The sequence below is a fragment of the Thermosporothrix hazakensis genome, assembly GCF_003253565.1.
GTDB classification, from domain to species: domain Bacteria; phylum Chloroflexota; class Ktedonobacteria; order Ktedonobacterales; family Ktedonobacteraceae; genus Thermosporothrix; species Thermosporothrix hazakensis.
Window position 1 is genome coordinate 197,723 of record NZ_QKUF01000008.1, and the last position, 26,523, is coordinate 224,245.

The following is a 26,523-nucleotide window of genomic DNA, read 5'->3' on the forward strand; positions in this document are numbered from 1 at the left end:
GCCATCACCCTCCACTTCCCTGAACGGTCCCTGAGAGCCAGGGTCGGAGACGAACGGTGTTGCTATGAAAATTCGGTATGCGATTTGCGCACTATAGATGTTGTGTATGCAAAAGAGGTAATACGCCTAACGTATCCTCAGGTTCGTTTCAGCTCTTTCACAGCCTCAGCTTACGAAATGAGATTATGATTTCAGTATAACGCTGTTTTCTATCTATAGCAGCAAATGCACACTGTGATCCACCACACTACATCGACTAGTTTTGGAGCGCAATATATGCCGGACACGTTTCATCCTGGACGCATTGCCGGAATAGATATACATATTCATCTGAGCTGGTTCATAGCCTGTATTCTCCTGGTCTTCTCACTCGGCGCAACGTGGTACGTACAACTAGAGCCTGAATGGACCTTTGAGAGCTACTGGCTCTCCGCTTTGCTTTCCGCCTTATTGCTTTGCATTTGTTTATTGTTACACGAATTAGCCCATATTTTCGTTGCACGTTTCTACAGGTTGCGGATCAAAAGCCTCCATTTTTTCATTTTTGGTGCATTTCCCGAGTACGAGCAGGAACGATATCCACAGAAGCCAGGCCAGCATATCGCCATCGCGCTTGCAGGGCCGCTGGTCAGTGCGTTGCTTGGCACAATCTTCTACCTGCTCTCCCTACCGCTTCGCGGAACGCACCTTTTCATCGAAGCGATCTGTGACTTTCTGTATACGATGAACCTCCTTCTCGCGCTGCTCAACTTGCTTCCCGGGCTGCCGCTGGACGGGGGACAGATCCTGCACCAGCTCCTCTGGAAGAAGACCAGCAATCGGACCCGGGCCACGACCACCGCAACAGGGATCGGTCTGCTGCTTGCATACGCGCTTATTCTCCTCGGTATCGTCTCCTTTTTTATCAGTCAGGCCACAACAATCATTGGCCTGTGGACCGCCTTCATGGGCTGGTTCCTGCTCAGTGCATCTCAATGGCTTGGCCATCGACACCATTCCGGCATACAGCAAACAACCGTGCGTCAGGCATTGGTTGAAGAGCCTCTTCTTATCCCTTCGCATATATCGCTCTATACTGTTATAAACGATTATTTTCAGCCCCACGCACACGAATCAGCTCTTGTAGTACAAAATAGCCAGTTCGCAGGTATTATTACGCTCGAAGATATCCGACGCGTCGAGCGTTCGCAGTGGCCCCATACGCCGGTCAGCTATGTGATGCGGCTCGCGGACCAGCTTCACACGGTACAAGCAGAACAATCACTCTACGATGCGTTGGAATTGATGATCACGCACAACCTGCACTATCTGGCGGTCATCGAGGGCACATGCCCGATTGGCCTGCTGAGCCGTAAGCACGTGGCCCGCCAGCTTCAAGCATCCCGGTTACAGGGAGCGGAAATAGTCCATCCTTAGGCTCTTCACATGTACCGTCTCTTCTTTTTCCACTTTATGATTGTCTATCCGCTGCTATACATTCTTTTCTCTTGAGTATATCGTATGATTGTTCTATTTTCAAGCATTTTTTACGCCAAAAATCAGGAAAATACAAAGATACGAAAAAATAGAGACGGAAATACACGATTGAGAGGCATTTTCAGGTTCAGTTCAGGAATCTCTCAGGCTCTTTTCAGTCATATCGCTTATACTACAGACAAGGTATCTCTGGCGGGTGTTCTGTTATATGTCGATACGCTAAAGGGGCTGATCGATGTTTCTTCTATAAAAAAGAGATACCTTCTATGTGACCACACGAAACGAGCTTGTTACACCTCTTATGCAACAAGCTCGTTTTTTTCTATGGCGACGATAGGTATCCCGGAGAAACGCTACGAGGCTTCTTCCAGACGGCAGCCCGTCATCAGAATGCCGAGCTCCTCATCTGAGACATCCGGGGAAACAATGTCGACAATGCGTCCCTCATACATAACCGCTATTCGGTCCGAGAGGGCGCGTATTTCGTCCAGTTCGGCGGAGACCACCAGGACAGCCTTACCGGCGTCGCGTTGCTCAATAATGCGGCGATGAATAAACTCGATCGCGCCAATGTCCACACCTCGCGTTGGCTGTGAGGCAATCAGGACCCGAGGATCAGACGAAAACTCACGAGCGATAATCACCTTCTGCTGATTGCCGCCCGAGAGCGCCCTGACCGGTGTCTTCGTGTTTGGAGCGCGTACATCAAATTCCTGCATCAGGCGACGCGCCCAGGCGGCAATGCTACGCCAGCGCAACACCCACCCACTCCGGGAGAAACGGGGCCAGCCCTCGCGCCCGAGCATCATATTCTCTTCAATGGAGTCAGCCAGCACGAGTCCGCTTCCCCGGCGGTCTTCTGGCACGTGCGCCACACCGACCTTGCGCACCTGTTGCGCGTTCAGGGAGGTAATATCACGATCGCGCTTGTTCTCTTTATCGCCGGTGCTCATCGTAATGCGTCCCGCGGTTGCCTTGCGCGTTCCCGTCAGCACCTCGACCAGCTCAGATTGACCGTTGCCCTCAACGCCAGCCACGCCCAGAATCTCGCCCGCTTTCAGCGTAAAGCTGACACCGCGCAGCGCTTCCAGCCCTCGATCAGAGCGGGCATGCAGGTTTTCCACAGTGAGCACATCGGGACCCGGTGTGGCAGGCTGCTTCTCCACACGCAGCAGCACCTCGCGACCAACCATCAGACGCGCGATCTCGGCCTGATTTGTCTCGCGGGTGATGAGCTCGCCCACATTGCGCCCGCGCCGCAGCACCGTAATGCGGTCAGAGAGCTCCAGAACCTCGCGCAGCTTGTGCGTAATGAAGATGATCGTCTTTCCTTGCTCCACCAGGCCACGCAGGACACCAAACAGCTCATGCGTCTCCTGGGGCGTCAGCACGCCAGTCGGCTCGTCCATAATCAGGATATCAGCGGACCGATAGAGCGCCTTAAGGATCTCAACCCGCTGCTGAAGCCCGACCGAGAGCTTTTCAATGCGGGCATCGGGATCAATCGGCAGGCCATACTGCTCACTCAGTTTCTTGACGACATCACGGGCACGACGGACATTATATCCGGCTGCCAGGCCGCCCGGCTCATGACCGAGCACAATATTTTCCGCGACCGTCAGCGGCGGGATCAGCATAAAGTGCTGGTGAACCATGCCAATACGGCGGCGGATTGCGTCGCGCGGGCTCCCGATATGGACCGCCTCATTGTTCACCAGAATCTCGCCAGAATCGGGCCGAATCAGGCCGTAGAGAATATTCATCAGGGTTGACTTGCCAGCGCCATTTTCACCCATCAGGGCGTGAATTTCGCCCTTGCGCACCGCCAGATTGACATGATCGTTCGCGATCACGCCGGGCCACGCCTTGCAGATATCGCGCATCTCAACTGCCAGTTCTTGCATGTTCCCTTTCTCCTACTCTGAACCCGGCTCATAGGGCACGCCGCTTGCGGCAGGCGGGGTTGTCCTGCCAACCAGACCAACCAGCGCCACAATCGTCAGGATATAGGGCAGCATGTTCAGCAGGTTGGGTGACATCCCGGTATCCTGAAGACGCACGCTCAATGCCTGACCGAGACCGAAAATCAAACAGGCAATCGCCGTTCCCACAGGCGTATACTTCCCGAAAATCATCGCTGCCAACGCGATAAAGCCGGCGCCAGCCGTCATGTTCGCGTTAAAGACTCCGGCAATACCCAGTGAGAGGAAGCTTCCAGCGAGCCCGGAGAGCATGCCGCCAGCAATCACACAGCTATAGCGAATCGCCCGGACATGAATACCGGCAGTATCAGCCGCCTCGGGATTCTCACCGACAGCGCGAATCCGCAGGCCTATATTGGTGCGGAACAGCAGGAAATGCATACCGATCAACACCAGAATCGCGATATAGAAAATGACATTCTGTTGCAGGACCAGGGGCAGGCCGCCAACGCTCGGCAGGCGCAGGGACGCCGGGAGACCGGGCACACCCTGACCCGCCGTCTGCACGATCAGCAGGTAGTTCGTCAGGCCGAGTGCACCGATATTGATTGCGATCCCGCTGACGATCTGGTTTGCCTTGAAGTTGATCGAGGCCACCGCGTGAATCAGGGCCATCAAGCCGCCGGCAATCATCGCGCTGATGACACCGATCAGGACATTCTGCGTCGCCAGCGTCATCATGACCGCGGCATATGCGCCCGTCAACATCATGCCTTCCATCGCGATATTGACCACGCCGCTGCGCTCAGAAATCACGCCACCCAGGGCAGGCAGCAACAGGAGCGCTCCGAATTGGAGCGTTGCTTGCCAGAGATCACCCGAGGTTAATACTCTCAACAATACGTCCATATTTTCACTCCTCTTTGCTGCGAGCGGATTTTTCTTCGGCTGCCTGCGGAGGCTCCTTCGTCACCGGCCTGGCTGCTGGACCGGCAACAGCCAGCTTCCGCTGAAACGGATTCCGTCGCGTAAACTTACGGGCCAGAATGGGCAGGAACTCGGTCGCAACGCTGAAGAGAATCAACGCCTGAATGATATAGGAGAGGTCACCGGGAACCCCGGCCCGCAACTGCATAATCTGGCCGCCAGAGCGCAACGCGCCAAAGAGCAGCGAGGCCAGAAAGACGCCGATTGAGGTCGAATGCCCCAGCAGCGAAACACCAATCGCGTCGAAGCCTGTCGAGTCGCTGCGGAAAACCGAGGCAATCAACTGATAGGGGAAGCGCCCCATCAGTGCCAGCGCACCGGCCAGCCCGGCAAAGCCTCCCGCAAGCGCCATCGCCAGCACCATGTTTCGCTTGACCGAAATGCCGGCATACTCAGCCGCACGCGGGTTCTGGCCCACAACCTTCGTCTGATACCCGAATGTGGTGCGCGCCGTGATGAACCAGTAGAAGACCAGCACGAGAATCGCGATCAAAAAGCTGACATCGACAAAGTATTGTTCCGGGCGCTCAATTGGCGGCAGGAAAGTGCCCAACGTCTGATTATAGAAGACAGCCAACCGGGGCAGGCGTACCTGAACCGGCATGGACTGTGTCTGGTTAGAGAGCTGCGGAGCCTTGAACGGTCCGCTGATTAAAAAGTCGGTGAAAAAGAAGGCAATCCAGTTCAGCATGATCGTGGTAACAACCTCATGGGCCCCGCGCCATGCCTTGAGAAAGCCAACCAGACCGCCCCAGATCGCACCGGCCAGCACACCACCCAGAATCATCACGGGGATGAGCAGCCAGCCGGGCCACGACGAGCACGTCAAACCAAGAATACCCGCGGTCATCGCGCCCATCGCAAGCTGTCCCTCAGCCCCGATGTTGAAGAGCCCGGCCCGGAAGGCGATCGAGACCGACAGGCCGCAGAGAATCAGCGGAATCATGTTATCCAGCGTGCTGGAAAAGTTTTGCAGGGTGCCAAAAGCTCCGAAAAAGAGCGCATCATAGGCCGTCAGGGCTGCTGTAAAGCGTTCGTCAAGGGTGCCCTTTGATGTCACAATAATCATGATGCCACCGAGCACGATTGCCAGCACGACAGCGATCAGGGGACGACCGAGGGAATTGCGGAGCTTCTGAAGTATAAGGAGCAGGGCGGAAGGTGACTCATCCGGCCCGGATGACCCCTTCGTTCGAGATGGCGCTGTTGGCACGGCCATAATAGCGCTTCCTCCTTCGTGAGATGTGACTGAAGCAAAAAGAGATGTAAGGGCGAGAGGGTTCTGCTCCCACCCTTACACTTTTTCTGGAAGAGACTATGCCGGGATTTCAGAAGGGACTTTGAGCGAGCCATCCTTTATCTTCTTCGCGAGCTCGTCGGCCTTCGCTTTTGCGTCTGCCGGAACTTTGTCGCTGACGGGTGCATAGCCAACGCCATCATGTGCCAGATCGAAGAGAGGAGGATTGTTCGAGAACTTGCCGTTCACAAAATCTTTGACAGTGGCATACACTGAAGTGTCAACCCGCTTCACTGCGCTGGTAATCACGCTCTTGTTCACCTGGCTCTGGTCGGCATCCACGCCAATGCTGAAGACGCCTTCCTGCTCGGCAGCATCAAGTGCACCAACGCCACAGCCGCCTGCATCCTGGAAGATGATGTCAGCCTGATGCTGGTTAATCATGCTGAGAGCGGCATCTTTACATTTTGCGGTCGCCTGGAAATCCTGGGTGTAGGTCACCAGCACGTTGATCTTCTCGTTCACCTGCTTGGCGCAATATTTGTAACCGGCAATATAGCGATTCACCGGAGGAATCGACTCACCGGCAACCACGCCAATGGTGTTCTTCCCGCGCAGTTCGGGAATCTTGGACTTGCCATCCAGCTCCATTTGAGCCGCGATCGCGCCTACAAGACAGCCCGCCTCTTGCTCGCTAAAATAGAGAGGTGCAACATTGGGCAGCGTTGCGCACTCGCTTTTCCCGGCAGGCACAGCACAACCATCAATGATTGCGAATTTTTTGTCCGGGAACTGCGTTGCAACTTCATAGACAGCCTGCTGCATCAAAAAGCCAACCGCGAAAACGAGATCAGCCCCCTGAGCTGCGGTCGTGAGGTTCTTGATGTAGTCGGATTCATTCTTCGATTCAATAACCTGCTTGGTAAAACCAAACTCGTTCATGGCTTTGGTGTAGCCCTGAAATGCCAGATGGTTGAAACTCTGGTCGTTCAGGCCCCCTTTATCTGTGACCAGAGCCACCGAGACTTTACTTGCCCCGGTATTCGTATTATTGCTCGATGACGTGTTCCCGCCGCCACATGCCGTAAAGATAAACGCGCATCCGGCAAGCAGCAGTGCAACACGGGCAAAAACATCGAGTCTTCGCATACTGCGCTTCCTTTCTCCCTTAAAGAGTTCAAATATCTTCCCCTCTGGAACAGACAGGCCGCTCCTTCTGTCCGCTAAACGGGGTTCTTCAGCTAAATGAGCGATGAACCCGACAGTACTACGTCTCAAAAAGATGAGTTTCTCACCATGCTTTCAGGCACACAGCCCGAGATCTGAAACGGCACACCGTTTCCTCGCTCAAGAATACCTACACATAATAGAGGAAAAGTAGGAGAAATGGCAATAGGTTTCCTGGTTTGAGAAGAAAGGAAAGGGCTTGTAGAGCAAGCAAACGGCCTTGAAAAAATTTTAATAGGATCTTTATTTCTTTCGCTCATCTTTCTTGTATAATGGATATCCATTCGGACTTCACTCAGACATTTCTATTGTAGAAAACATCGAATATGGCCCGAGGAATCAAGGAACCATGTTCATCTCTTTTCCGTGCTGAATCTATTTTTCTCTTTATGCAGAACATGAAGAACTTGCTCCTTTTACCCACAACACACTCTATCCGGTTCGAGGTCGCTCAGCGCGAACAGATTCCATAGAAGCGCATGTCAGGCAGACTCAGCAGCTATTTGGCAAAGATTGTATAGTGTCAGAGAACAGCTCTCTCGTGCTCGTCCTGGGTCTGACCTCAAGTTGAATTTGTACGCTTATATTGAACTGTTCGTGTCGAGCATTCATCGCCACGCAACAAAAAGAAAGGACAGGAAAAGCCATATGCAACCACTCTATACGGTGAGGCTGATCGAAAAGTCCGATCTTCCCTTTCTCTGGGACATGCTTTGTGAAGCAGAAAACAACAATGCCAAACAGGAAGAACACGACAATAGAAAGGCGCCCTATATGCCTCTCTTCCGAAAATATCTGGAGCATTGGGGCAGATGGGGTGATACAGGTATTCTAGCCGTTACAGAGCGAGGCCACCGCCTCGGCGCAGCCTGGTATCGTCTCTTTCCGCCACAGGAGCCCGGTTACGGCTTCGTCTCCCCGGGAGTGCCTGAGCTTTCGATCACAGTCCGACCGGAAGCCCGCGGCCTGGGCGTGGGGAGCGCGCTGCTACAGGTCTTGCTCGGGGTCGCCTATGAGGTGGGATATAAGCGAATCAGCCTCGCGATTGAGCGGGATAGCTCGGCCCTCAAGTTCTATCAGCGCTACGGCTTTCATGATGCTGGTATTTCACAACCAACAGATACCACCGTGACGCTCATTCATGCTTTTGCCTGTGCTTATGAAAAATACGTCGGTTGCGTGGTCTAAGGAGGAGAACGCGGCAAAGCCTGCCCGCCGAGACAGGTTTTGCCGCCAGGCCGCTATCAGACACCACTGAAGGCAGAAAAACCGCCATCAATCGGCACCACAATTCCTGTGACAAAGGAGGCCGCCGGACTGACCAGCCAGAGCAGCGCCCCGGTCAGGTCGGCAGGTTCACCAAAACGGCCCGCAGGCGTATGGTCGAGAATCGCCTGTCCTCGTGCCGTATAGCCTCCCTGTGGATCAAGCATCAGAAAGCGATTCTGCTCTGTCAGGAAAAAGCCCGGCGCCAGCGCGTTGACCCGAATACGCGGGCTATACTCGCGCGCCAGATACACTGCAAGCCATTGCGTGAAATTATTGATTGCCGCCTTCGCCGCGCCATAGGAGACCACACGAGTCAGCGGGCGTAGCGACGCCATCGACGAAATATTGACGATACAGCCCGCACCCTGCTCTGCCATGCCCTGCCCGAAGACCTGACAGGCAAGCAGCGTTCCGGTAAAATTCAACTGGAAGGTTTCGCTGATCGCCTGCTCATCCAGCGCGAAAAACGGCAGTTCAGGGGATGTGGTCGCCTGTGCCCGGTTGCCTCCCGCCGCGTTCACCAGAATCGAGACCGGGCCGAGCGTTCGGGTAATCTCCGCCTGCACGCGCTCTAAATCCGCCCGTACAGTCACATCACAGGCAAACGCCCACGCCTGCCCTCCCTCCTGCTGAATCGCCGCCACAACGCGCTCACAGGACGCAAGCCCACGACTCAACACGACGACTTTCGCACCAGCCCGGGCCAGCGCGAGCGCCATTTCACGCCCGAGAACCCCACTTCCTCCGGTGATTACGGCTACCTGTCCACGAATCGAAAAAGGATCGGTCATAGTCTCTACCTCCTCTTGTCCATCATTGTATCTCATAGAGGCGATTCCTGTCCCTTTGGACAGCAGAAAAGACTGTCCTTCAACCGACCATTTGAACAGCGCTGAGAAACTGAAAGAGCGCTATACTGATGGAAGGATGTAGAACACGCGTATATCTCAGCAGTGAGAGGAAGACTAGCATGCAGGTTCAAGCCAATTTTGATACCGTGAAGCGCTTTATGTCGCTTGCTACAGGCGACGAGAAACATGAACCAAGCGCTCACTCAACTCTCGATATCATCTGGACGCTCTATGATCGCGTTCTCCGCTTTGATCCACAGAACCCGCGTAGTGAGGAACGGGACCGCTTTGTGTTAAGCAAAGGACATGGCCCCATCGCGTTTTTTGCCGTGCTGGCCGCAAAGGGCTTCTTCCCGCCGGAAGAGCTCAAGCGCTTCGGCACCTGGGACGGCATCCTCGGTGGGCACCCCGATCGCAATCAGGTGCCCGGAGCGGAGGTCTCAACCGGTTCCCTGGGACATGGCCTTTCTATGGCAATCGGGATGGCCCTGGGCCTGCGTATCAAGCGGAGCGACCGCCGCGTTTTTGCCCTGATCGGCGATGGCGAGACCAATGAGGGGAGCATCTGGGAAGCCTTTTTACTGGCGGGAAACCTCCACCTGCCCAACCTGACCTGTATTCTGGTGAATAACCATTCCAGCACTCGCGATCTGGGCGATATGGCGGCCAAACTCACTTCATTTGGCTGGACCAGCACCACTATCAACGGGCGCGATCATGAGCAGATCTATCAGGCTCTGATCCAGCAGGATCCCACACGCCCCACTGCCGTTATTGCCGATATTGCACACTGAAGAGGAAGGAAGCACGATGAGCGTTGCCATAGAACAGCGTATGCGTCACCATATGAAGCCCCTTTTTCTTGATATCCTGGGGCGTGATCCACGCACAACTGTTGTCCTGGCCGATATCAGCGAGGATATCCTGACCGACGTGATAGAGCGCTACCCGGACCGCGTCATCAATGTCGGTATCATGGAACAGACGATGATCAGCGCCGCCGCCGGGCTGGCCCTTGAAGGTTTTATTCCTATCGTCCACACGCTGACGCCGTTCCTTGTCGAGCGGCCATACGAGCAGTTGAAGGATGATTTCATCTATCAGCGACTGGGCGGCAACTTCATCAGCTCAGGCGCATCCTATGACTACAGCATTCAGGGAATGACCCATCATGGACCGGCTGATGTGGCGCTGCTCCGCAACCTGCCGGGCATGCAAATTGTCGTCCCGGGTACCACTGAAGAGTTCGACAGCCTCTTCAGGCAGGCCTACGCCAACGGTGCCCCCACCTACTACCGCCTGAGCACAGAAGAGAATCCAGCGCCCCAGGACACCACATTTGGCAAGCTGACCGTCGTTCAACGCGGCACACAGGCCACTGTAATCGCGGTCGGACCGATGCTCGGGCGCGTCCTGGAAGCAGTCGGTGATCTGGATGTCACGGTGCTCTATTGCACGACTGTTGCGCCATTTGATGCCGAAACGCTTCACGCCGAACAGCGGGGAGACGCCGTGATTCTGGTTGAGCCATACTATGAAGGAGCGCTCGTTCCTGAGATCACGGCGGCCCTGGAAGATCGCCCCGTGCGCATCAAGGCCATTGGCGTGCCCCACCAGATCCTTTCACGCTATGGCACCTATCAGCAGCACAATGAAGCGCTCGGCCTCACAGCCCGGGGTATTCGCGACCGTATCACGCGCTTTCTCCAGCAGCCCACACGACAGTAGCAGTTGGCAGAGCCGGTTCCAGGTTTTTGTATCCCTGGAACCGGCTTCTAATGAACGATATGCAGTCCCGCCTCGACGCAGGCACGAAGCCGCTGCATCGCCGCCGCAAAGCCCTGCTTCTCGGGAGCAGGCTCTTGCTGCAAACAGCGATTCATGTCGCGCACCAGCACCAGCGCCTCAAAAAGCTGAAGCAGCCTCTCATAATCGTCAGGGAGGGTACGGATCTGCATATACCCATTGAAGAACGCGAGACGGAGAGCGGCTTCATTCTCTCGACCAGCCAGCCCGGCCAGCATTACCGCGATATCGTAGAGGTAGTAGCCAAACTGGCATTCTTCGAAGTCGATTGCCCGCACCTCATCCTTATAGAAGAGGTAGTTGGTCTGCTGAAAATCGCCGTGGATCAGGCCGTAATACGCCCGCGTCTGGGGAAGCGAGTGCAGCACCTCCTCGGTCTTCTCTACAAGCGCGATCAGGGTTGCATGATCCTCGACCGAAAGCAAATCGGGATAATGCTGAAGCAGAAACTCCCGATCATAAATCGTGCGTGGGCCAAAGAACTGCTGCCAATCCCACACGGGCCGCGTAAATGAGGCGGGTGGTGAATACGTTTCGGCATGCTGATGCAGCCGCGCCATAAAGAGCCCCACGCGCTCCAGACGTCCCGGGGTCAGGCGGCTATCAACAAAGCGACCTTCTACCCAGTGGAACAGCGCACAGCGCGGGGTCTCCGGTATATCTTCTATCGCGACATTCACAATATAGGAGCCGTTTCGCGAGAGCACAGGAGACGGTACTACCAGCTCGGTATCATGGCGGAGCGCGGTCAGCCAGCGCAGCTCAGACAGCAGGGCCGGGGTCTCCAGCGCTTCGGGACCATAGATCCGCAATACATAGCGACTTTTCTCGATCTGATACGATACTTCTCGCTCCTCTATATCCTCTTCCTCCTCTTCTTCTACTTCGGGCGTGAGGAGAATCCTTCGTGTGGCCGCAACACGAAAAAGTGTATCAGACCGCTGAGAAAGCAAACTTAAGCGTGCGCTCCCGAGATCATAGTGCGTCAGAGCGGCCTCAGCCAGCTCTCGTAAACGGCGAACACGTGAATTGTACGGGAGTTTCTCGATTGACTCCATTCCCAATAAACCCTCTCAACAACAGAAGGAGTGTTTGCACGACACCCTTTGTATGCTTTATTCCGCCTGCCGCCACGCAGCAAGCGACGATCACACACACACCGATCAGGCAGAGCGGAAGCCTGGCCGCCATCTTCGGAGCGACAGCCAGTTCTATTCTGTTGTCCCTTACGATAGCATAGGGATCGGGGAGAAGACAAGACGCCCAGCACGAAAAACGCCTTCAGTTCGCCGATAGGGCAATGCAAAAAGTACCACTATGCGCTCTTGACAGGGTAGAATCTCTGTTCTATACTTGCTTCTATGCATGTACAGATTCAGCCTGATACCATCACAAAATTGCTGCACAGCGGCACCGAGTTTGAGCCAGCAGGCGACCACCCCCGCGAGGAGCGCAAGCGAGCCCCGCGGCAGGCTACCAGCCTTATGGAGTGCATCACGCATCTGAGTACGCCAAAGGGAAAGAAACCCGTGCTCAAGGCCATGCTCACGACCGCCTGTGAGCGCAACTGCTTCTATTGCCCCTTTCGTGCCGGACGCAGCATGACCAGGCGCCTGACTTTCTCACCCGACGAGATGGCACGCGGCTTCGAGACGCTCTACCGTGGCGGACTGGTCGACGGGCTCTTTCTTTCATCCGGGATCATTAAGGGGAGCATCACCACCCAGGACAGAATCATCGCGACCGCCGAAATCATCCGCAAGCGCTATCATTATGATGGGTATCTGCATCTGAAGATCATGCCGGGCATTCAGTATGAACAACTGTACCGGATCATGCAGCTTGCCGACCGGGTTTCAGTCAATCTCGAAGGCCCGACCGAGGAGCGATTAAGCGCCCTTGCACCGAAAAAAGAGTTTATGCACGAATTGTTGCGAATGCTTCAGCTTGCCGAGCAGATCAGGCGCGAACACCCACACGAGCGCCTCGCCAGCACCGTCACACAGTTCGTTGTCGGGGCCGTCGGCGACACCGATCTTGAGTTGATGACGCTTAGCCAGCAGCTCTATCGGCAGATGGGGCTGACCCGCGCCTACTATTCCGCTTTCACGCCAGTTCAGCAGACACCGTTTGAGCAACTACCGGCAACCTCTGAACTGCGAGAGCTTCGGCTGTATCAGGCCAGCTTTCTGGTGCGCTCCTATGGCTGGAATATCAATGAGCTCCCCTTTCAGGAGAACGGTAACCTGCTCACCACACTGGATCCTAAACGCGCCTGGGCCGAACGCCATCTGCGTCAGGCTCCCGTGGAAGTGATGACCGCCTCGCATGCACGATTGATGCGTGTCCCCGGCATCGGCCCTCAAACAGCCAGCGCTATTCTGGCCGCACGCCGCACCTCACGCCTGACCGACCTCTCACAGCTTCGTGCCCTCGGCATGGCAAACCCCGAACAGGCCGCGCCCTATCTTCTTCTCAGCGGACGCCGCCCACTCACTCAGCGCACCTTGTTCTAAACTATAGGAAAGAGCGAAACCCCACTGACACCCGATTCGCGAGCACTCCATCACTCCTGAAAAGGAGAAGAGCCGCTTCCCGGGGTAGGCGTGAGATGAGCCTGATATCCAGCCTGTAGCTATCGCGACCTCACATCTGGTGAGAGTGGTTTTCACCTCCGCAATGAAGCAAGCAATGCAATCCCCAAAATGCCATGTACACACCAGAAAAACCACGTTCATGCTTGTTTTGCCCCCTCATAATGAGGGAAATATGAGGAAACAATGAGTATTCGATGAGTATTCAGTGTGGGCTTTTGCGTTGTATGCATGCATACTGAGAGGCATGAAAAGTTTCTCAATACCAAATTTCTGGAGTATGTATGAAACGAAAAAGCTTCTGGTTTATCGCTCTCTTGCTCTGTTTGCTCACTCTATCAATGAGCGGGACAGCCCACGCGGCAGCGCGACAATGGAAGGTCGTGCCCAGTCCCAATTCAGCCGAGAACAATGGCTCTCTTAGCTCAATCGCCTTTACTCCTGAAGGGAATGCCTGGAGTGTTGGTTATGCCTATACCGACGGAGGCCAGCATTTCCAGTCGCTCGCTCTCTATCGGAGTGCCAGAGACCAGCAATGGAAGGTCGTACCCACGCCGCAATTCGCCGGGGGAAGCAGTGTTCTGTCATCTGTCGTTGCCCTCAGTGAGAACAACGCATGGGCAGTCGGTTCCTATACGACAGCATCGGGGCAGAATCAACCGCTGGTGCTGCACTGGGATGGTTCTTCATGGCAGCGAGTGAAGAGCCCCACACCGGGACAGGGCTCCACTGGCACCGAGCTAAACAGCATCACCGCCATTTCGGCTAATAACATCTGGGCCGCTGGAAGCTACTTCGACGGCACCTATACCAGGACGCTGGTTGAACACTGGGACGGCAAAGCGTGGCAGCTTGTTCAGAGCCCCAACGTTGAGACAGCTCAGGATAGCACCAACAAGTTCCGCAGCATTGTTGCTCGCTCTGCAAAGGACATCTGGGCCGTCGGTGAGGCCGCGCCTCCCATTCCCAATTCGAAGCCGATGCTTCAGCACTGGGATGGCAAAAAGTGGCAGGTTGTTCCCTACAAGACAACAGAGTCCGGTCGCTTGCTGAGTGTCACAGCCCTTTCCAAGAATGATGTTTGGGCCGTCGGTCAGACCTACCAGGGCCCAGGTGAGCCCCTCACGCTGCACTGGGACGGCAAGCAGTGGACGCGCGTTGAAAGCCCCACTCGGAACGAGATTTCAGGTCTTTATGGAGCCGTAGCACTTGCGAAGAACGATGTCTGGGCGGTTGGCTTCTCCGGTAGCTTCGATGGCGAGACGCTGGCGATGCACTGGGACGGCAAGCAGTGGACAATCGTTGAGACTCCGCGTCCCGATGAGACTGGCGGCTCGCTGCACGCCGTTGCTCTGGATCCCGCCACCAACAATCTCTGGGCGGTCGGTTTCTCCAACATGAACAGTATCAGCCCCAGGACATTGACAATGCTCTATAGCTAAAAAGCAAGCGAGAGGCTACAGAATGCGTAGCCTCTCGTCTCTGCTTTGGCGTTTGCTCAAGCGGCAGACGCCTTTTTCTCTTTCTCCTGCTCGGAAGGCAGTATCTTCGGCCCCTTGAGCAGCCCATCCTGAGCGAAGACCGTAATCAGGCGCACGCCACGGCGCGAACTCAGGTAGGCACGAGCCCACTGCATCATCACCAGCAGCCGATTCGCGAAACCGATCAGATAGACAAGGTGGACCGCCAGCCACATAAGCCAGGCCACAGGACCGGACAGCTTCAATCCCTTAAACAGGGCAACTGCGGAGCCCCGCCCGATTGTCGCCATGCTGCCTTTATCGAAGTATTTGAATGGAGCAGGCGCGGGCTTGCCCTCCACGCGTCGAGTAATCAGATCCGCCACATAGGAACCCTGCTGAAGCGCTGCCGGAGCCAGACCGGGAACCGGCTTCCCGTCCAGGACACAGGACGCGGTATCACCGATCACAAAGACATCGGGCAGATCCTTCACACTCAGATCAGGCTCAACGACCACTCGCCCGGCGCGGTCTGCCTCGACCCCAAGCCAGCTCGCAGCCGGAGACGCCTTGACGCCTGCGGTCCAGAGAATGGTGCTTGCGTTGATTCGCTCGCCGCCCGCGATCACGCCGTTCTCATCGATCAGCGATACGGCTGTGTTGGTGCGCACCTCGACCCCAAGCTTGACCAGCGCCTGCTTCGCTTTATGGGACAGGGCTTCCGGGAAGACAGGAAGCACACGCGGCGCCATCTCTAGCAGGATCACGCGCGCCATTGATGGGTCAATGTTGCGGAACTCCGACTTCAGTACTTTGTGGGCTACCTCAGCAATCGCTCCGGCCATCTCAATGCCGGTCGGGCCAGCACCCACGACAATAAAGGTCAACAGCTCACGCACGCGCTCAGGGTCCGTTTCCAGCTCTGCCGCCTCGAATGCCAGCAGCAACTTATGACGGATCGCCCGGGCATCCTCAATTGTTTTGAGTCCGGGAGCGTATTTTCTCCACTCTTCATGACCAAAGTAATTTTCACGAGCTCCCGTAGCCAGAATCAGATAATCATATGGGATAGTCTGATCTCCCATGAGAACTTGCTTCTTCTGCGTGTCAACACCGGTCACCTCGGCCATAATCACCTGCGTATTTCGCTGGCGTTTGAGCACATGGCGCACTGGTGCAGTGATTTCACCAGGGGACAGCGTCGCTGTCGCAACCTGATAGAGTAAGGGCTGAAAGAGATGATGGTTCGTTCGATCAATGACCGTCACCTGAACAGGGGCGTTGCCTAGCTTCTGTGCGGCACGCAAACCTCCAAACCCGGCACCAACAATCACAACACGAGGACGTGAAGACAGAGAAGAGGCTGTTTCTTGTGTCTGTTTCATACAACTCACTCCAATTTTTTTGACACAGATACCACGACATTGTTTTCTTTCAGCCTCATTGCTTGCAATCACATGTCTATCTCAAGTTCTAGCTATACTATACATCAGGAATCGATAGACTACAACAGTTTCAGCGGAACGCCCGCGAAGAAAGGCGTCAAAAAGCCAGTCAGGCCCTCCACGCAAACGAGCGAATACGGCAATATTCCCGAAAACCAAGCCCGGTATAGACGTGATAGCCTGCTGCCGATGCCATGAGCACGCTCACGCAGTAGCCCGCCTTACGCGCCTCACGCAAGGCCACAAACGAGGTATAGGAGCCGATACCATGCCTGCGCGCCTGGGGAATGGTCGCCACGTTATAGAGTCCCGCGACGCCTGCCCCCAGAAAGATCGCTGCTGTCGCCACAGCACGCCCGTAGAGCCGTGCCAGATATCGCCGATAGGGCCGCTTCTCGCCCAGCCCAAGCCGCTGCTCGAAATCGATCACGCTCTGCTCGATTGGCTCACGCGCGTAGCCGTATGCGACATTGCTCACATATAACCACTCACGCAGGGCCGCGGGCGTGCGCACCAGCTCAACCGTCAACCCTTCAGGGGCCAGACGACGCCGAGGCAGCGTGGTCAGATCCAGACCCATACCCGGACCCTCTCCACGATAACGCAAGCCGTGCCGCGCCAGCCGCTTCCCGAGCTCAGGCGGAGCAGCCGAGGGCATCAGCCACCAGATCATAGGAACATTGCGCCGCTGAAATGGAGCCAGCACCGTCAGAATCTCCTCGTCGAGCCGCTCAGGCGTGAGCCGCGAATGCACGACCGCATTGCAGAACGCGTCGTCGCTGTCACTCAGAACCGCGATCAGGCGGTGCGTGTTGGTAATGGTTGCGTTGTTCGCCGCGCCAAAATAGAAGAGCAATTCAGCCAGATTCTGCTCTATTGCCTCGGTAATCGCTGGAACCCCGGTCGAAAAAAGCACCTCAGCCATATTTCTCCTTTATGAGCAGATACACGTTTTCTTTTCTCTGATAGAACTACGCCACTTCGCACGCTCATTTTTCACGCTCGCGCCGATGCTCAACCACTATTGAAGCAAGCAGCCGGGAATGAATCGCGCACCCCACACTGTTGGTAATAGATGAGGAAAACAAAGAATATCTCCCACAAGTACCATTCAAGCAAATCAATTTTGTCTCTTCAAGGTCGACAGCATATCATAAAGAGGACATTGCATCTCCTCCCTTCTGGAAAAAGGAGTAGTTGCAAGTTGCAGAAGAGAGAACAGGATCTATTGTATAGCTATGTTAAAAGCAGTTATCTTTGACTTTGATGGTTTAATTATTGATACGGAGCTTCCCGAGTTCGAGACGTGGCGTGAGACATTTCAGGCATTCGGCGGAACGCTCAATCTGGAGAAGTGGTTACCGATGGTTGGCAGCGGAACAAGCACCGCTCCGTTTGATATCTATGCCTATCTGGAAGAGCAGGCCGGACGTACGCTTGATAAAGAGGCTATCAGAGCCGAACGCCAGCAACGGTATCTGGAAAAGATCGCGACACAACCACTGCTACCGGGCGTCGAAAAACTGATTTATGAGGCGCATCAGCAGGGTATCGCAGTTGCTGTGGCCTCCAGCTCTACCCGGAGCTGGGTTGAAGGACATCTTAAGGAGCGCGGGTTGCTTAACTATTTTCACAGCATCACGACCGCCGATGAGGTCGAGTTTGCCAAGCCGCGCCCCGATATCTATCTGAAGGCGTTACAGAAGCTCAACATTCAGCCGCATGAGGCAATTGCCCTCGAAGACTCCCTGCATGGCATGCGAGCCGCGAAGGCTGCGGGCATTTACTGTATTGTTGTCCCCAACACGCTGACCCGACACTTTGATTTCTCCGAGGCTGATCGGCGCATCTCCTCAATCGCTGAGCTCTCGCTGGCAAACCTGCTGCAAGACTTCGCCGACGCCGACGTAAGCCGATAACACAAGCAATGCCAGAGCTCAGTGAATCGGGCTCTGGCACCGAACAGCTATTCCCACGGACCAAGCGGCACGCAGGTGGTGATGTCGTGAAATCGCTGCCAGCGCTCGGGGTCGGGCTCGGTTCGGCCTGCCAGCGTCAACACGATATTGGAGGGCATATCTCCGTAGTGGCCGTCTAGCAGCCCACGCAACCAGCCATCCAGATACACCGCCGTACGCTCATAGGAGTCGCAAAAAAGGCCTACGGTATGGCTTGCGCTCAGGGTGCGCGCACCCGCCAGAAAGAGCGACGTCAGTACCTCCAGCGGCTCCTGAAGCAGGCGCTCTTCTTCTTTGTTCTTCAGCTTTGTCGCAACAAAGGCAGACCAGTTTTTCATCTGCTCTTCCACCTGCTCCTCATCCACCAGACGAAAGATCAGGCCGCTCAACGGAATCTTCTTGCCGATATGCAGACCCATTTTCGCCACCATGCCACCGAAAGCAACGAAAGGGGGCGGCTTCTGTCCCGCAGGATCGGCCATAAGCTCTTTCATCCGTTTCTGGTAGAGCGCGTGGCGCTGAAAGAGCGGCTTAAACGCTTTTTCGTCGAACTTCGCAAGCTGTCGAGCAAGCTGCATCATCGCTTCAAGCAGATCTTCGGCGCTCTCATCAATCCATGCGCTGACGCCCTGTGCCGCGGCCAGCACATCGACGTACCGACGCAGCAGGAGCGTTTTTCCGCTCCCCTGTGGACCGGTCACGATGAAGAGGAATTTTCGTTCTTCGTCTTCAACATCACGTGCAAGGTTCTCCTGATAAAGGGTCAGTTCCTTTTCACGTCCCCTGAATACTTCCTGTTGACGTCTGCGCCGGATAAACTGCAAACTCTCTTTATTATAGAATGACAATCTTTTCTCCTGATCGTACTTAGAATAGGAATCATTCTCTTTACTCTATATATCTGATGCAAGCAAGGCTTGTCTATGAAGAAGAACACACTGGCTCAGAGCACCACCGGGGTTCGGCGCATTTTTAGAGGGCGGAGAATGGAGAGAGCCACCTCATGCAAGCACAATGCTCCCCGTTTTGAAGGTTTGGGATGGTTGAGCGCAACTCATGCAATAGGAGAGAGAGGAGCGAGGGCGGGGGTCAACGCCCTCGCTATTGTGAGGAAATGGGGCTAGTAGCGTAGGTAGATATCGACACGCTAATGTTTCACATCCGAAACAACGCTTTACGCTTCGCTCACACCGTATACTGTTCTTGTGCCACCGCTACCCGGTGAGCAAGGGGACCACGAATAACAGTTGCTGAGTCCAGGTACTTTGCAAAATAACCGGAATGCAGGAGAAAGGAATCCCCTCCGCGAGCATCCGTCAATACCATCCCCACCACCGCAAATCCCGCGATACATACATCTTCCAGTTTTCTTTGTAAAGCACACCCCGGTTCTCTCTATCCCTTCCAACATCTCCCCTTGCTTCTGTACCGGATGCGTCGTGCATCACTGCACTACTTATTAGATACATGATCTGTGGCTCGGAGAGAAGTACATCTATGGGGCAAAGAGGGGGCAAAAAGGGGACAAATCAGCGCAATATGTCCATGCATCGCTCTCTTCGTGCACATATAAGGTAGAGGATGCGCACAATGACTTCTGCTTTTATTGTAATTGATAAGCAAATTGATGAACGTTGAGCAAGAAGAGATCGTAGCAAATAAAAAGAAAAGTGCAAATCTATTTTTAAGAAGAAGGAACATTCTCAGTCTCTAGTAATATAGGGATGCTTCAAAGACGCTTCAGGTCATTGGGATGCAACCTGTCTTGATAACCGAGCCTATCAAGGAAAAGCGTCGTTCCCCTCCCGTCACCCGTGGGGAGCAGCCAGACAGAAGGACACGTGCTGGCTGCTTCTTTTTTGCTACGACAACAGCAGTTCCATCTCGGTTTGCTTGCCCTGACCCCGCGTAACAAAGCCATGCTTCTCATAGACTGGCTTCCCCTCGTCGGTCGCTGAGAGCCAGATGCGCCAGGCTCCACTTTCACGCGCAAACTGGATCAACGCACTCAACAGGCGCGAGGCGATCCCTCTGCCCCGCCATTCGGGAAGCGTGTACATATTAAGGATGTAGGCCTCTCTGCCGGTCCCAAGACGCGCTGAAGGTGGAGGATCAAAGAAAACCAGGCCGCTGGTTCCGACAACGGTGCCGTTTACCTCGGCAATCCAGCTCACAAAGCCGCCCGAGGGAACCTTTTCACACATGTACTGGTACGTATTCTTCCAGAGCGCCTGGGGGTTCTGCACTTCATATATCTGGCTGAGGAATGCGACCCGCAGATCGGTCAGGATCTCAATATCATGCTCAGTGGCACGCCGCACTCTTATTTCTTCATTCATGGAAGGTATCCTTTTTCCTGAGGTTACTGTTTGCTCCTCATTATATACTGGTAGCAGCATCCGATGCTATCCGGGTGGAGAAAGAGAATCAGGCCTCGACGTGGTAGAAGGTCGGGTCATCAGGATCGATGTGCACCGTACACCAGGAACCCGGAGTGTAGCGTTGATAGTGATACTGAGTCCAGGGAATTTCTTGCTGAAAGTGATAGATTCTTCCTGTATCGCTGATCCATTCCAAATGAAGAATGTAACACTCGTAATGACCGCTATCCGCTTTCCACTGGCGTTCCTCGATTCGAGTTATCTGAGCCAGAATAGAGACCCCATGCCGTGCGAGCCACTGCTTTTTGTTCCGCCGTGTGAACCCATCAAACAGAGCTAATATGATCGCCCCGACGAGAAAGAGGATGCTAAACAGCACTGAAACTTCCGACCTGTTGCAAAAGAGCAAAAGGAGGATGAAGCAGACACTGGCAAACAGGAGGGCCAGCAACCCAATTCGCCGCTCCTGCCGAAGAATCGCTTTTTTTTGCGGATCTTTGAGCATCGGGAGTTCCCTCTTTCCTTTCGTATACCTCTTTTCCCTACCAGTAGTATACGCGATTTCACACCCTTTATATAGAGCTGTAGAGCTGTCAATCTCTCCATCGTGCTGACAGATCCCTATATATGCTCTCCATCTTTCTTTCTATGGCATAACCATACCATCGTAAGGGGAAACGAGGCACATCCCGAACGCGGACAAAAGAGAAACGCCCTCTGTGAACCGTTGCAGAGGGCGTTTACTGCGTTTCCCTACCACCCATCATCTCGCCTTCCATTTTGCGTATTCTGGCACGAAGTCAGGTCGTGGATACAAGCAAGGGCCCGCTTCGTACATCAGTCATAGTGTGACATCACTCTGTCCTTTCCTGCACCATCGATGCCAAACGCAACGGGGCAGTTGCGCCACATCCACGATGCTTCTAGAGCCGCCCTGCTCACACACCATCGGCGCGATCTTGCAGGGGCTCAGGACCTTCTGCCCACTTTACTACATACGCTTCTACAAAGGAGAGCGAACAACACATCATGGATGTGGATACATAATATCTGGCTTGAAGACGGTTCCGCTCCAGGACACAAGGCCGTGCCATACATCGACATGGGCAACGGCACTCAGAAGCACGAAGGTCAACACAAGGACGGTCACAAGGGCGAGGAGCACAAGTGCAAGCAACTGGCGGTTACGCAATGCGAGATTCATCCTGGCACATCCTTCCGCGGGAGCAACCGAAATGGGTGTGTCATTCGGACTGCTACTCACCTGCTCTGGTTCGACTTTCCAGTATAGCGCAGGCTCATTTTGAAAACCGGGTAGAGCTCTCAACACAACATACATGCCTTTCGAGAGCCGCAAGCGATTATGGGTGGAAGCTCGGGCAAGTAGCGCCGATTTCGCACACCGTCATTCTTCTGAATGGGTTTGTGAGGACGAACCTTCTGCGCCCCGCTATAAGCAAGTAGAACGGTGTCTGCAAAATCGGTCTCACTGCACGACCGCGATTACCGACGGGTCTATCAGTAATTCGCTTCCGAGAAGAATCATACCCTGTAACGGGGGGAAATGTGGCGGATTTTTCGCAATTTTCGGAGGGTGCAGTATACGTGGACAAACCGCGGGAGGTCGTACAACGAAATAGAGTTCGCCACCCTCGTCGTAAGAGATCACAAGGTAGAGTAATGGTCGCAATCTGCGATGAACCTCGCCCATTTTATGGATGAGATTTATCATTATTTGCCTATCAGACTCTTTTTAATAACCGTTGCATGTAAGATCACAATCAGCTCCGAGCCCCGGCATTATTATACATTGTAAGTACAAATTCTATTTGTCTGAGATACAATTTTGCTTCACACTCTCTATATATATGACGCGCCTCGTTGAGAAATTTTAAACCTTTCTCACTCCCTTCTTGTCGCAACAGCAATTCTCCATAAGAGAACAATGTATGTGCCAGTTCTAACCGCATCTCATTCCTTCGACTGATACCCAAAGCTTTTTCAAAATAAGCCCTTGCTTTTTCCACCCTGCCACGCTCATATATAAGCTGACCAAGCAGGCGATAACTTTTCCCTGAGAGCCATTCGAGTTCATACCTCTCTATCCCTTTAAGTGCCTGCTGGATCTGTGTATCTCCCCCCTCATTATCTTTCAATAACAATAATGCCTGAGCCATAACTAATAATCCTTCAACCTTTGTCTCCGATTCCAACCCTTCTATACTGAGAGCCCTTTGTAAAGAAAAAGTTGCCTGATGCAATTTTCTGATTACCTCTTTTGTATACAATGTATCCTCGCTCTGTCCTCTTAACATTCGATCTATGGCAAACAGAACACGAAGATTCCCCAGAGCGACAAAGGCCATTCCTACATAAGGTGGAATATAGACAGAGCGACAAAGGCTCAAGGCCTTGAACAGGGACGTAGCAGCGGCATCCAGTTCTCCTAATTCCTGGTATGCATATGAAAGATAGATGCTCATAACGCAAACAGACGCGGGCTCTACTATCTGTTCAGCAAGCGCAATTCCCTTTTCCAGTTCACTCACAGCGTCTTGGAGATTTCCCATACGAATACTGAGCACTCCCATATTCGCATGAATAAAAGCAGTTAAAGGTATCTCTCCTATACGCTCCATCATGCTTAAAGCATGACGTAATACAGATTGTGCCTTTGTAAATTCTCCCTTCCTGAGATATGCATCCCCCAGATCTAAATTCACCATCGCAATATCTCGTAACCGCTCATGCCGCTCAAAAAAAGCCAGAGCAGCATCATAGTAACGCACTCCCTGACTGCAACGCCCTCCACCCGTCTCTATTAGCCCCAGTAACCTATAAGCCGGACCAAGTTCAATGGAGTAGTTACCGACAAGGATACGACGGATATTTGTCAAATATTCATCCTTCTCGCTCTGCTTGCCGGGCTCCTTCATCGAGTTCTCGAAGAGCGTAAGTGCTTCTTGAGCTGATTGTCTGGCTTGCTCATAAGCGCCCTCACGCCAGAAGGTGTAGCTCTGCATCAGTCGTATCTGTGCCCATGCAGCCCCACCTTGAACCCCTGCCTCCCGCAAGATCTCTTCACCCTTTGCATAACACTGACGAGCAGGCTCATTATGGGCCGTATCATACCAGGCAACCCCGATCGCACACCAGAGCAGCGCCTGTATCTGCGCTTCTTCTTCTGAAAGCCCACTGGCACCATAGAGTTCACGGCGAACACGGAGTGCCTGTTCATAGATAGAGCGGGCCTCATCATATCGACCCTGAATGCGGGTGCATTCGCCGAGGCATTCAAGCAGGTAGGCGTGATGCTCCTGCTGTTCGTGGTGGGTTGCCAGATGTTGCAGGGCAATCCGGTAATATTGTTCGGCATTGGGATAGTCGGAGAGCCGATGTGCACGCCGGGCCGCCATCTCCGCGAAATAGGTGATCTTGCTCGGGGCTGCGCCACCTTTCACAAGGTGCTGCGTGATGTTGGCCGCCTCCTCTTCCTCGCGACCAGCATACAACCGCTGAAATACATCGGCCGCTCGCCGGTGCAGGCTGGCCCGACGTGCCGCCGAAAGCTTCTCATACAGGTGGTTAATCAGCAGCGGATGCCAGAACTGATAGGTAATATGCGTGCCGGTTCCCTCCTCGGTCAGCATACCGGAGCGCAGCGCCTCCTCTAATAGATCAAGCACGCGATCCTCGTCGGAACCGGGGGCCGCTGCCTCCATCTCGCTGATAACCTGAAACTCGAAAGGACCTCCCAGAACCGCTGCCTTGTTTAACAGGCGCTGACAATCAGGGCTCAACCGATCAAGTCGTAGATCGAGCACCGCCGCGATTGTTTCGGGAAGCTGCTCATCCAGCGATAGAAGATCGTTCTTGTCGCGCGCCAGCCCCGCCCCGATCGTGCGCGCCAATTCCTCGGCAAAGAACGGGTTCCCCGCCGCCCGCGAGCTGATCCGTTGCACCAGCGGCTCCGAAATATAGGGCACAGCCGAGACCAGTTTCCCGATCTCATCATCAGTCAGCGGCTCAAGAGAGACAATCTCAACGGCACGTTCTCGCTGAAGGTCGGTCAGCAGGGCGCGTAACGGGTGGCCCTCTGGCAGCTCATGTTCGCGACACGTCCCGACAATCACGATCGGGTGGCCCACAATCCGCCGGGCAAGGTAAGCCAGCATATCGCAACTACTCCCATCGGACCATTGCAGATCATCCAGCACAAGCAACAGGGGGCAGCTCTCGCTGATAAGCGTCAGCAGGTGTAGCGAAGCCTCTTTCAGGCGCAACTGCTCCTGTTCGGGCGAAATGGCCTGTGTATACGTCTGGACCGGAGGCAGGTGGTCAGCCAGCTCAGGAAGCAGCGCGAGCAGAGGCTGAAACAGTTGCGGGCGCTCGGTCAGGGCTCGACGGGGCCATGTCGCATTTGAGATCGCACGGCGTAGAATCTCGGTCCAGAGACGATAGGGGATCGAGCCTTCCTGAGCATAGACGCGGCTCCATGCAATCGCCCACCCTTTACGCTTGGCCTCACGACCGACCTCTTCAGCAAGACGCGTCTTCCCGATCCCGACTTCGCCCAGAACCAGAGCCGTCTGAGCGCGTTTCGGTGTATCCAGAGCCGAGACCACCGTGCGCTTCTGGACCGTCAGCTTGAAACGGTTCGCGTTCTCAATCTCCGTGATCATGCTGGAAAGCGCGGCAAGCTCTTCCTCGCGCCCCACAAGAGGGCTCTGGTGCTCACGTCCAATGCGCACCGCCTCGGGACGGGTGACTCGCGTGCTCGCTTCGTCCTCGGTCGGCTGCTGGGTAGAGACGGGGTCGAGCGAGAGCAGCGCATCTTTATTGCCAGAGCGCAGCATCTCGTACAAACGGCGTGTATCTGGAAGAGGAGCGATATTATATTCTTTCTGCAAGACAGAAACCAGGCTCTTATAAATGCGGATCGCTTCAGCACGCCGCCCAAGCGAAGCAAGCAAACGCATCAAACGCTGTACCGCTGCCTCGTTCGTGGGATCGACCGAAAGCAGACGGTCAAGCGGCTCAATCGCTCCTGGCAGCGCCTCACGCAGCACGCGTAGATCAGACAACTCAAGCAGCGCCCCGATCCAACTCCGTTGCAGTGAGGAACGACGCGTCAGTGCAGTCTCAAGCCGGCGCTCCTCCGGCAGAAAATCGCCACCATAGAGCGTCACGGCCTCATCTAAATAGTGCTCGGCCTCGCCCTCATCCCGGGTTGTGTGAGCCTGATTCAGCAAATATTCAAAATGATCAGCGTCAATCCAGACCTTTGACTGATCGGCAAGCACCACCATTTCCCGTTCAGTCAATAACAGCTCAGATACAGCATGGCGTCCCCGAGAAGGCTCAAGAAGCTGACGCAGGCTATAGACAGCCTTATCGAGACGCCCGGCGGCAGTCTCGAAATCGAGATCGGGCCAGAGCGCGTCCATAATCTGCTCACGGCCAAGCTTGCGCCCGGGACTGCTCACCAGGCATCCAAGCAACGCCCGAACACGCTGATGCTGCCATGACGATTCGGTCACGGTTTCCCAGGTTGCAGCGCGTCCTGTACGCCGTTCCAGCCGAAACTGGCCGAGGACATAAATACGAATCAGTGCATTTGAGAGCTCATCCGCCCGCTCCTGCATGGTTGGCGGCAATTGATCTCTGACCTGGGCCAACACCTCTTCAGGCAACTGTTTCCCTACATAGGAACGCGTTGTCTTGCCATCAACGGTTTTATAGGCATACCAGTACGGGCCGTGGCCGTTTCCTTCCCGGCACTTGCGGCAACGTGACTTCCCGCAATAACTGACTTGCTGGTGATAGGTTACTTTGCCAACTGTAATCGTCGTCGCTGTAGTGCTGATATTCGTATTCATGGACACTATTCTTTCCGACTAGCCAAAACTC

General features: G+C 54.5%; 21 protein-coding genes. 7 read left to right on the forward strand and 14 right to left on the reverse strand.

The genetic code is table 11. The features are described from left to right. Window positions 1–276: 276 nt before the first annotated feature. Complete coding sequence (locus EI42_RS13995) at window positions 277–1,416, forward strand: site-2 protease family protein (protein WP_170142612.1); 1,140 nt, start codon at window positions 277–279, stop codon at window positions 1,414–1,416. Between the two features lie 413 nt (window positions 1,417–1,829). Here the strand turns inward: EI42_RS13995 and EI42_RS14000 are convergent, their stop codons facing one another. From EI42_RS14000 to EI42_RS14015, 4 genes are all read right to left on the reverse strand, one after another. Then, on the reverse strand, window positions 1,830–3,380 hold the full coding sequence (locus EI42_RS14000) for an ABC transporter ATP-binding protein (protein WP_111322995.1): 1,551 nt from the start codon (window positions 3,378–3,380) through the stop codon (window positions 1,830–1,832). Window positions 3,381–3,392: 12 nt separating this feature from the next. Continuing rightward, window positions 3,393–4,307: an ABC transporter permease gene (locus EI42_RS14005; RefSeq protein WP_111322997.1), complete on the reverse strand. Its 915-nt coding sequence runs from the start codon at window positions 4,305–4,307 to the stop codon at window positions 3,393–3,395. A 4-nt stretch (window positions 4,308–4,311) separates the two neighbouring features. After that, the gene (locus tag EI42_RS14010; protein ID WP_111322999.1) at window positions 4,312–5,604 is read right to left on the reverse strand and encodes an ABC transporter permease; all 1,293 of its coding nucleotides are present in this window, start codon (window positions 5,602–5,604) and stop codon (window positions 4,312–4,314) included. Window positions 5,605–5,700: 96 nt separating this feature from the next. Then, a complete protein-coding gene (locus EI42_RS14015; protein WP_111323001.1) occupies window positions 5,701–6,771 on the reverse strand; it encodes a BMP family lipoprotein in 1,071 nt (356 codons plus the stop codon). 726 nt (window positions 6,772–7,497) lie between these two features. Between EI42_RS14015 and EI42_RS14020 the strand changes: the two genes are divergently transcribed. Next, the gene (locus EI42_RS14020; protein ID WP_111323003.1) at window positions 7,498–8,037 is read left to right on the forward strand and encodes a GNAT family N-acetyltransferase; all 540 of its coding nucleotides are present in this window, start codon (window positions 7,498–7,500) and stop codon (window positions 8,035–8,037) included. Between the two features lie 56 nt (window positions 8,038–8,093). On the opposite strand, the gene EI42_RS14025 is transcribed toward EI42_RS14020, so the two are convergent. Next, window positions 8,094–8,909, reverse strand: coding sequence for an SDR family oxidoreductase (locus EI42_RS14025; protein WP_111323005.1), 816 nt, complete (start codon window positions 8,907–8,909; stop codon window positions 8,094–8,096). A 179-nt stretch (window positions 8,910–9,088) separates the two neighbouring features. Between EI42_RS14025 and EI42_RS14030 the strand changes: the two genes are divergently transcribed. Both EI42_RS14030 and EI42_RS14035 read left to right on the forward strand, forming a co-directional pair. Continuing rightward, on the forward strand, window positions 9,089–9,763 hold the full coding sequence (locus EI42_RS14030) for a 1-deoxy-D-xylulose-5-phosphate synthase N-terminal domain-containing protein (protein WP_111323007.1): 675 nt from the start codon (window positions 9,089–9,091) through the stop codon (window positions 9,761–9,763). A gap of 16 nt (window positions 9,764–9,779) precedes the next feature. Then, entirely contained in the window at window positions 9,780–10,697 is a 918-nt protein-coding gene (locus EI42_RS14035) for a transketolase family protein (RefSeq protein ID WP_211326167.1), read from the forward strand. 47 nt (window positions 10,698–10,744) lie between these two features. Here EI42_RS14035 and EI42_RS14040 read toward each other — a convergent pair whose 3' ends face one another. Further along, window positions 10,745–11,833, reverse strand: a complete 1,089-nt coding sequence (locus EI42_RS14040; RefSeq protein ID WP_111323009.1) for a phosphotransferase enzyme family protein — start codon at window positions 11,831–11,833, stop codon at window positions 10,745–10,747. A gap of 303 nt (window positions 11,834–12,136) precedes the next feature. Here EI42_RS14040 and EI42_RS14045 point away from each other — a divergent pair, with 303 nt between their 5' ends. Beyond that, a complete protein-coding gene (locus EI42_RS14045) occupies window positions 12,137–13,291 on the forward strand; it encodes a radical SAM protein (protein WP_111323011.1) in 1,155 nt (384 codons plus the stop codon). A 362-nt stretch (window positions 13,292–13,653) separates the two neighbouring features. After that, entirely contained in the window at window positions 13,654–14,811 is a 1,158-nt protein-coding gene (locus tag EI42_RS14050) for a beta propeller repeat protein (protein ID WP_111323013.1), read from the forward strand. A 56-nt stretch (window positions 14,812–14,867) separates the two neighbouring features. Here the strand turns inward: EI42_RS14050 and EI42_RS14055 are convergent, their stop codons facing one another. Together EI42_RS14055 and EI42_RS14060 are read right to left on the reverse strand one after the other, a co-directional pair. Then, window positions 14,868–16,214, reverse strand: a complete 1,347-nt coding sequence (locus EI42_RS14055; protein ID WP_111323015.1) for an NAD(P)/FAD-dependent oxidoreductase — start codon at window positions 16,212–16,214, stop codon at window positions 14,868–14,870. Window positions 16,215–16,383: 169 nt separating this feature from the next. Next, complete coding sequence (locus EI42_RS14060; RefSeq protein WP_111323017.1) at window positions 16,384–17,199, reverse strand: GNAT family N-acetyltransferase; 816 nt, start codon at window positions 17,197–17,199, stop codon at window positions 16,384–16,386. 313 nt (window positions 17,200–17,512) lie between these two features. Between EI42_RS14060 and EI42_RS14065 the strand changes: the two genes are divergently transcribed. Next, window positions 17,513–18,193: an HAD family hydrolase gene (locus EI42_RS14065; protein ID WP_111323019.1), complete on the forward strand. Its 681-nt coding sequence runs from the start codon at window positions 17,513–17,515 to the stop codon at window positions 18,191–18,193. 47 nt (window positions 18,194–18,240) lie between these two features. On the opposite strand, the gene EI42_RS14070 is transcribed toward EI42_RS14065, so the two are convergent. The 6 genes from EI42_RS14070 to EI42_RS14090 form a co-directional block, all read right to left on the reverse strand. Continuing rightward, window positions 18,241–19,080 (reverse strand): ATP-binding protein, encoded by an 840-nt coding sequence (locus EI42_RS14070; protein WP_111323021.1) that lies wholly within the window; start codon window positions 19,078–19,080, stop codon window positions 18,241–18,243. 1,014 nt (window positions 19,081–20,094) lie between these two features. Continuing rightward, window positions 20,095–20,571: a GNAT family N-acetyltransferase gene (locus EI42_RS14075; RefSeq protein WP_170142613.1), complete on the reverse strand. Its 477-nt coding sequence runs from the start codon at window positions 20,569–20,571 to the stop codon at window positions 20,095–20,097. An 88-nt stretch (window positions 20,572–20,659) separates the two neighbouring features. Continuing rightward, complete coding sequence (locus EI42_RS14080; RefSeq protein WP_111323025.1) at window positions 20,660–21,118, reverse strand: DUF3592 domain-containing protein; 459 nt, start codon at window positions 21,116–21,118, stop codon at window positions 20,660–20,662. Window positions 21,119–21,640: 522 nt separating this feature from the next. Next, window positions 21,641–21,817 (reverse strand): hypothetical protein, encoded by a 177-nt coding sequence (locus EI42_RS32510; protein WP_170142614.1) that lies wholly within the window; start codon window positions 21,815–21,817, stop codon window positions 21,641–21,643. Window positions 21,818–22,099: 282 nt separating this feature from the next. Then, on the reverse strand, window positions 22,100–22,345 hold the full coding sequence (locus tag EI42_RS33245; protein ID WP_111323027.1) for a hypothetical protein: 246 nt from the start codon (window positions 22,343–22,345) through the stop codon (window positions 22,100–22,102). Between the two features lie 49 nt (window positions 22,346–22,394). Continuing rightward, complete coding sequence (locus tag EI42_RS14090) at window positions 22,395–26,492, reverse strand: DUF6788 family protein (RefSeq protein ID WP_111323029.1); 4,098 nt, start codon at window positions 26,490–26,492, stop codon at window positions 22,395–22,397. Window positions 26,493–26,523 lie beyond the last annotated feature (31 nt).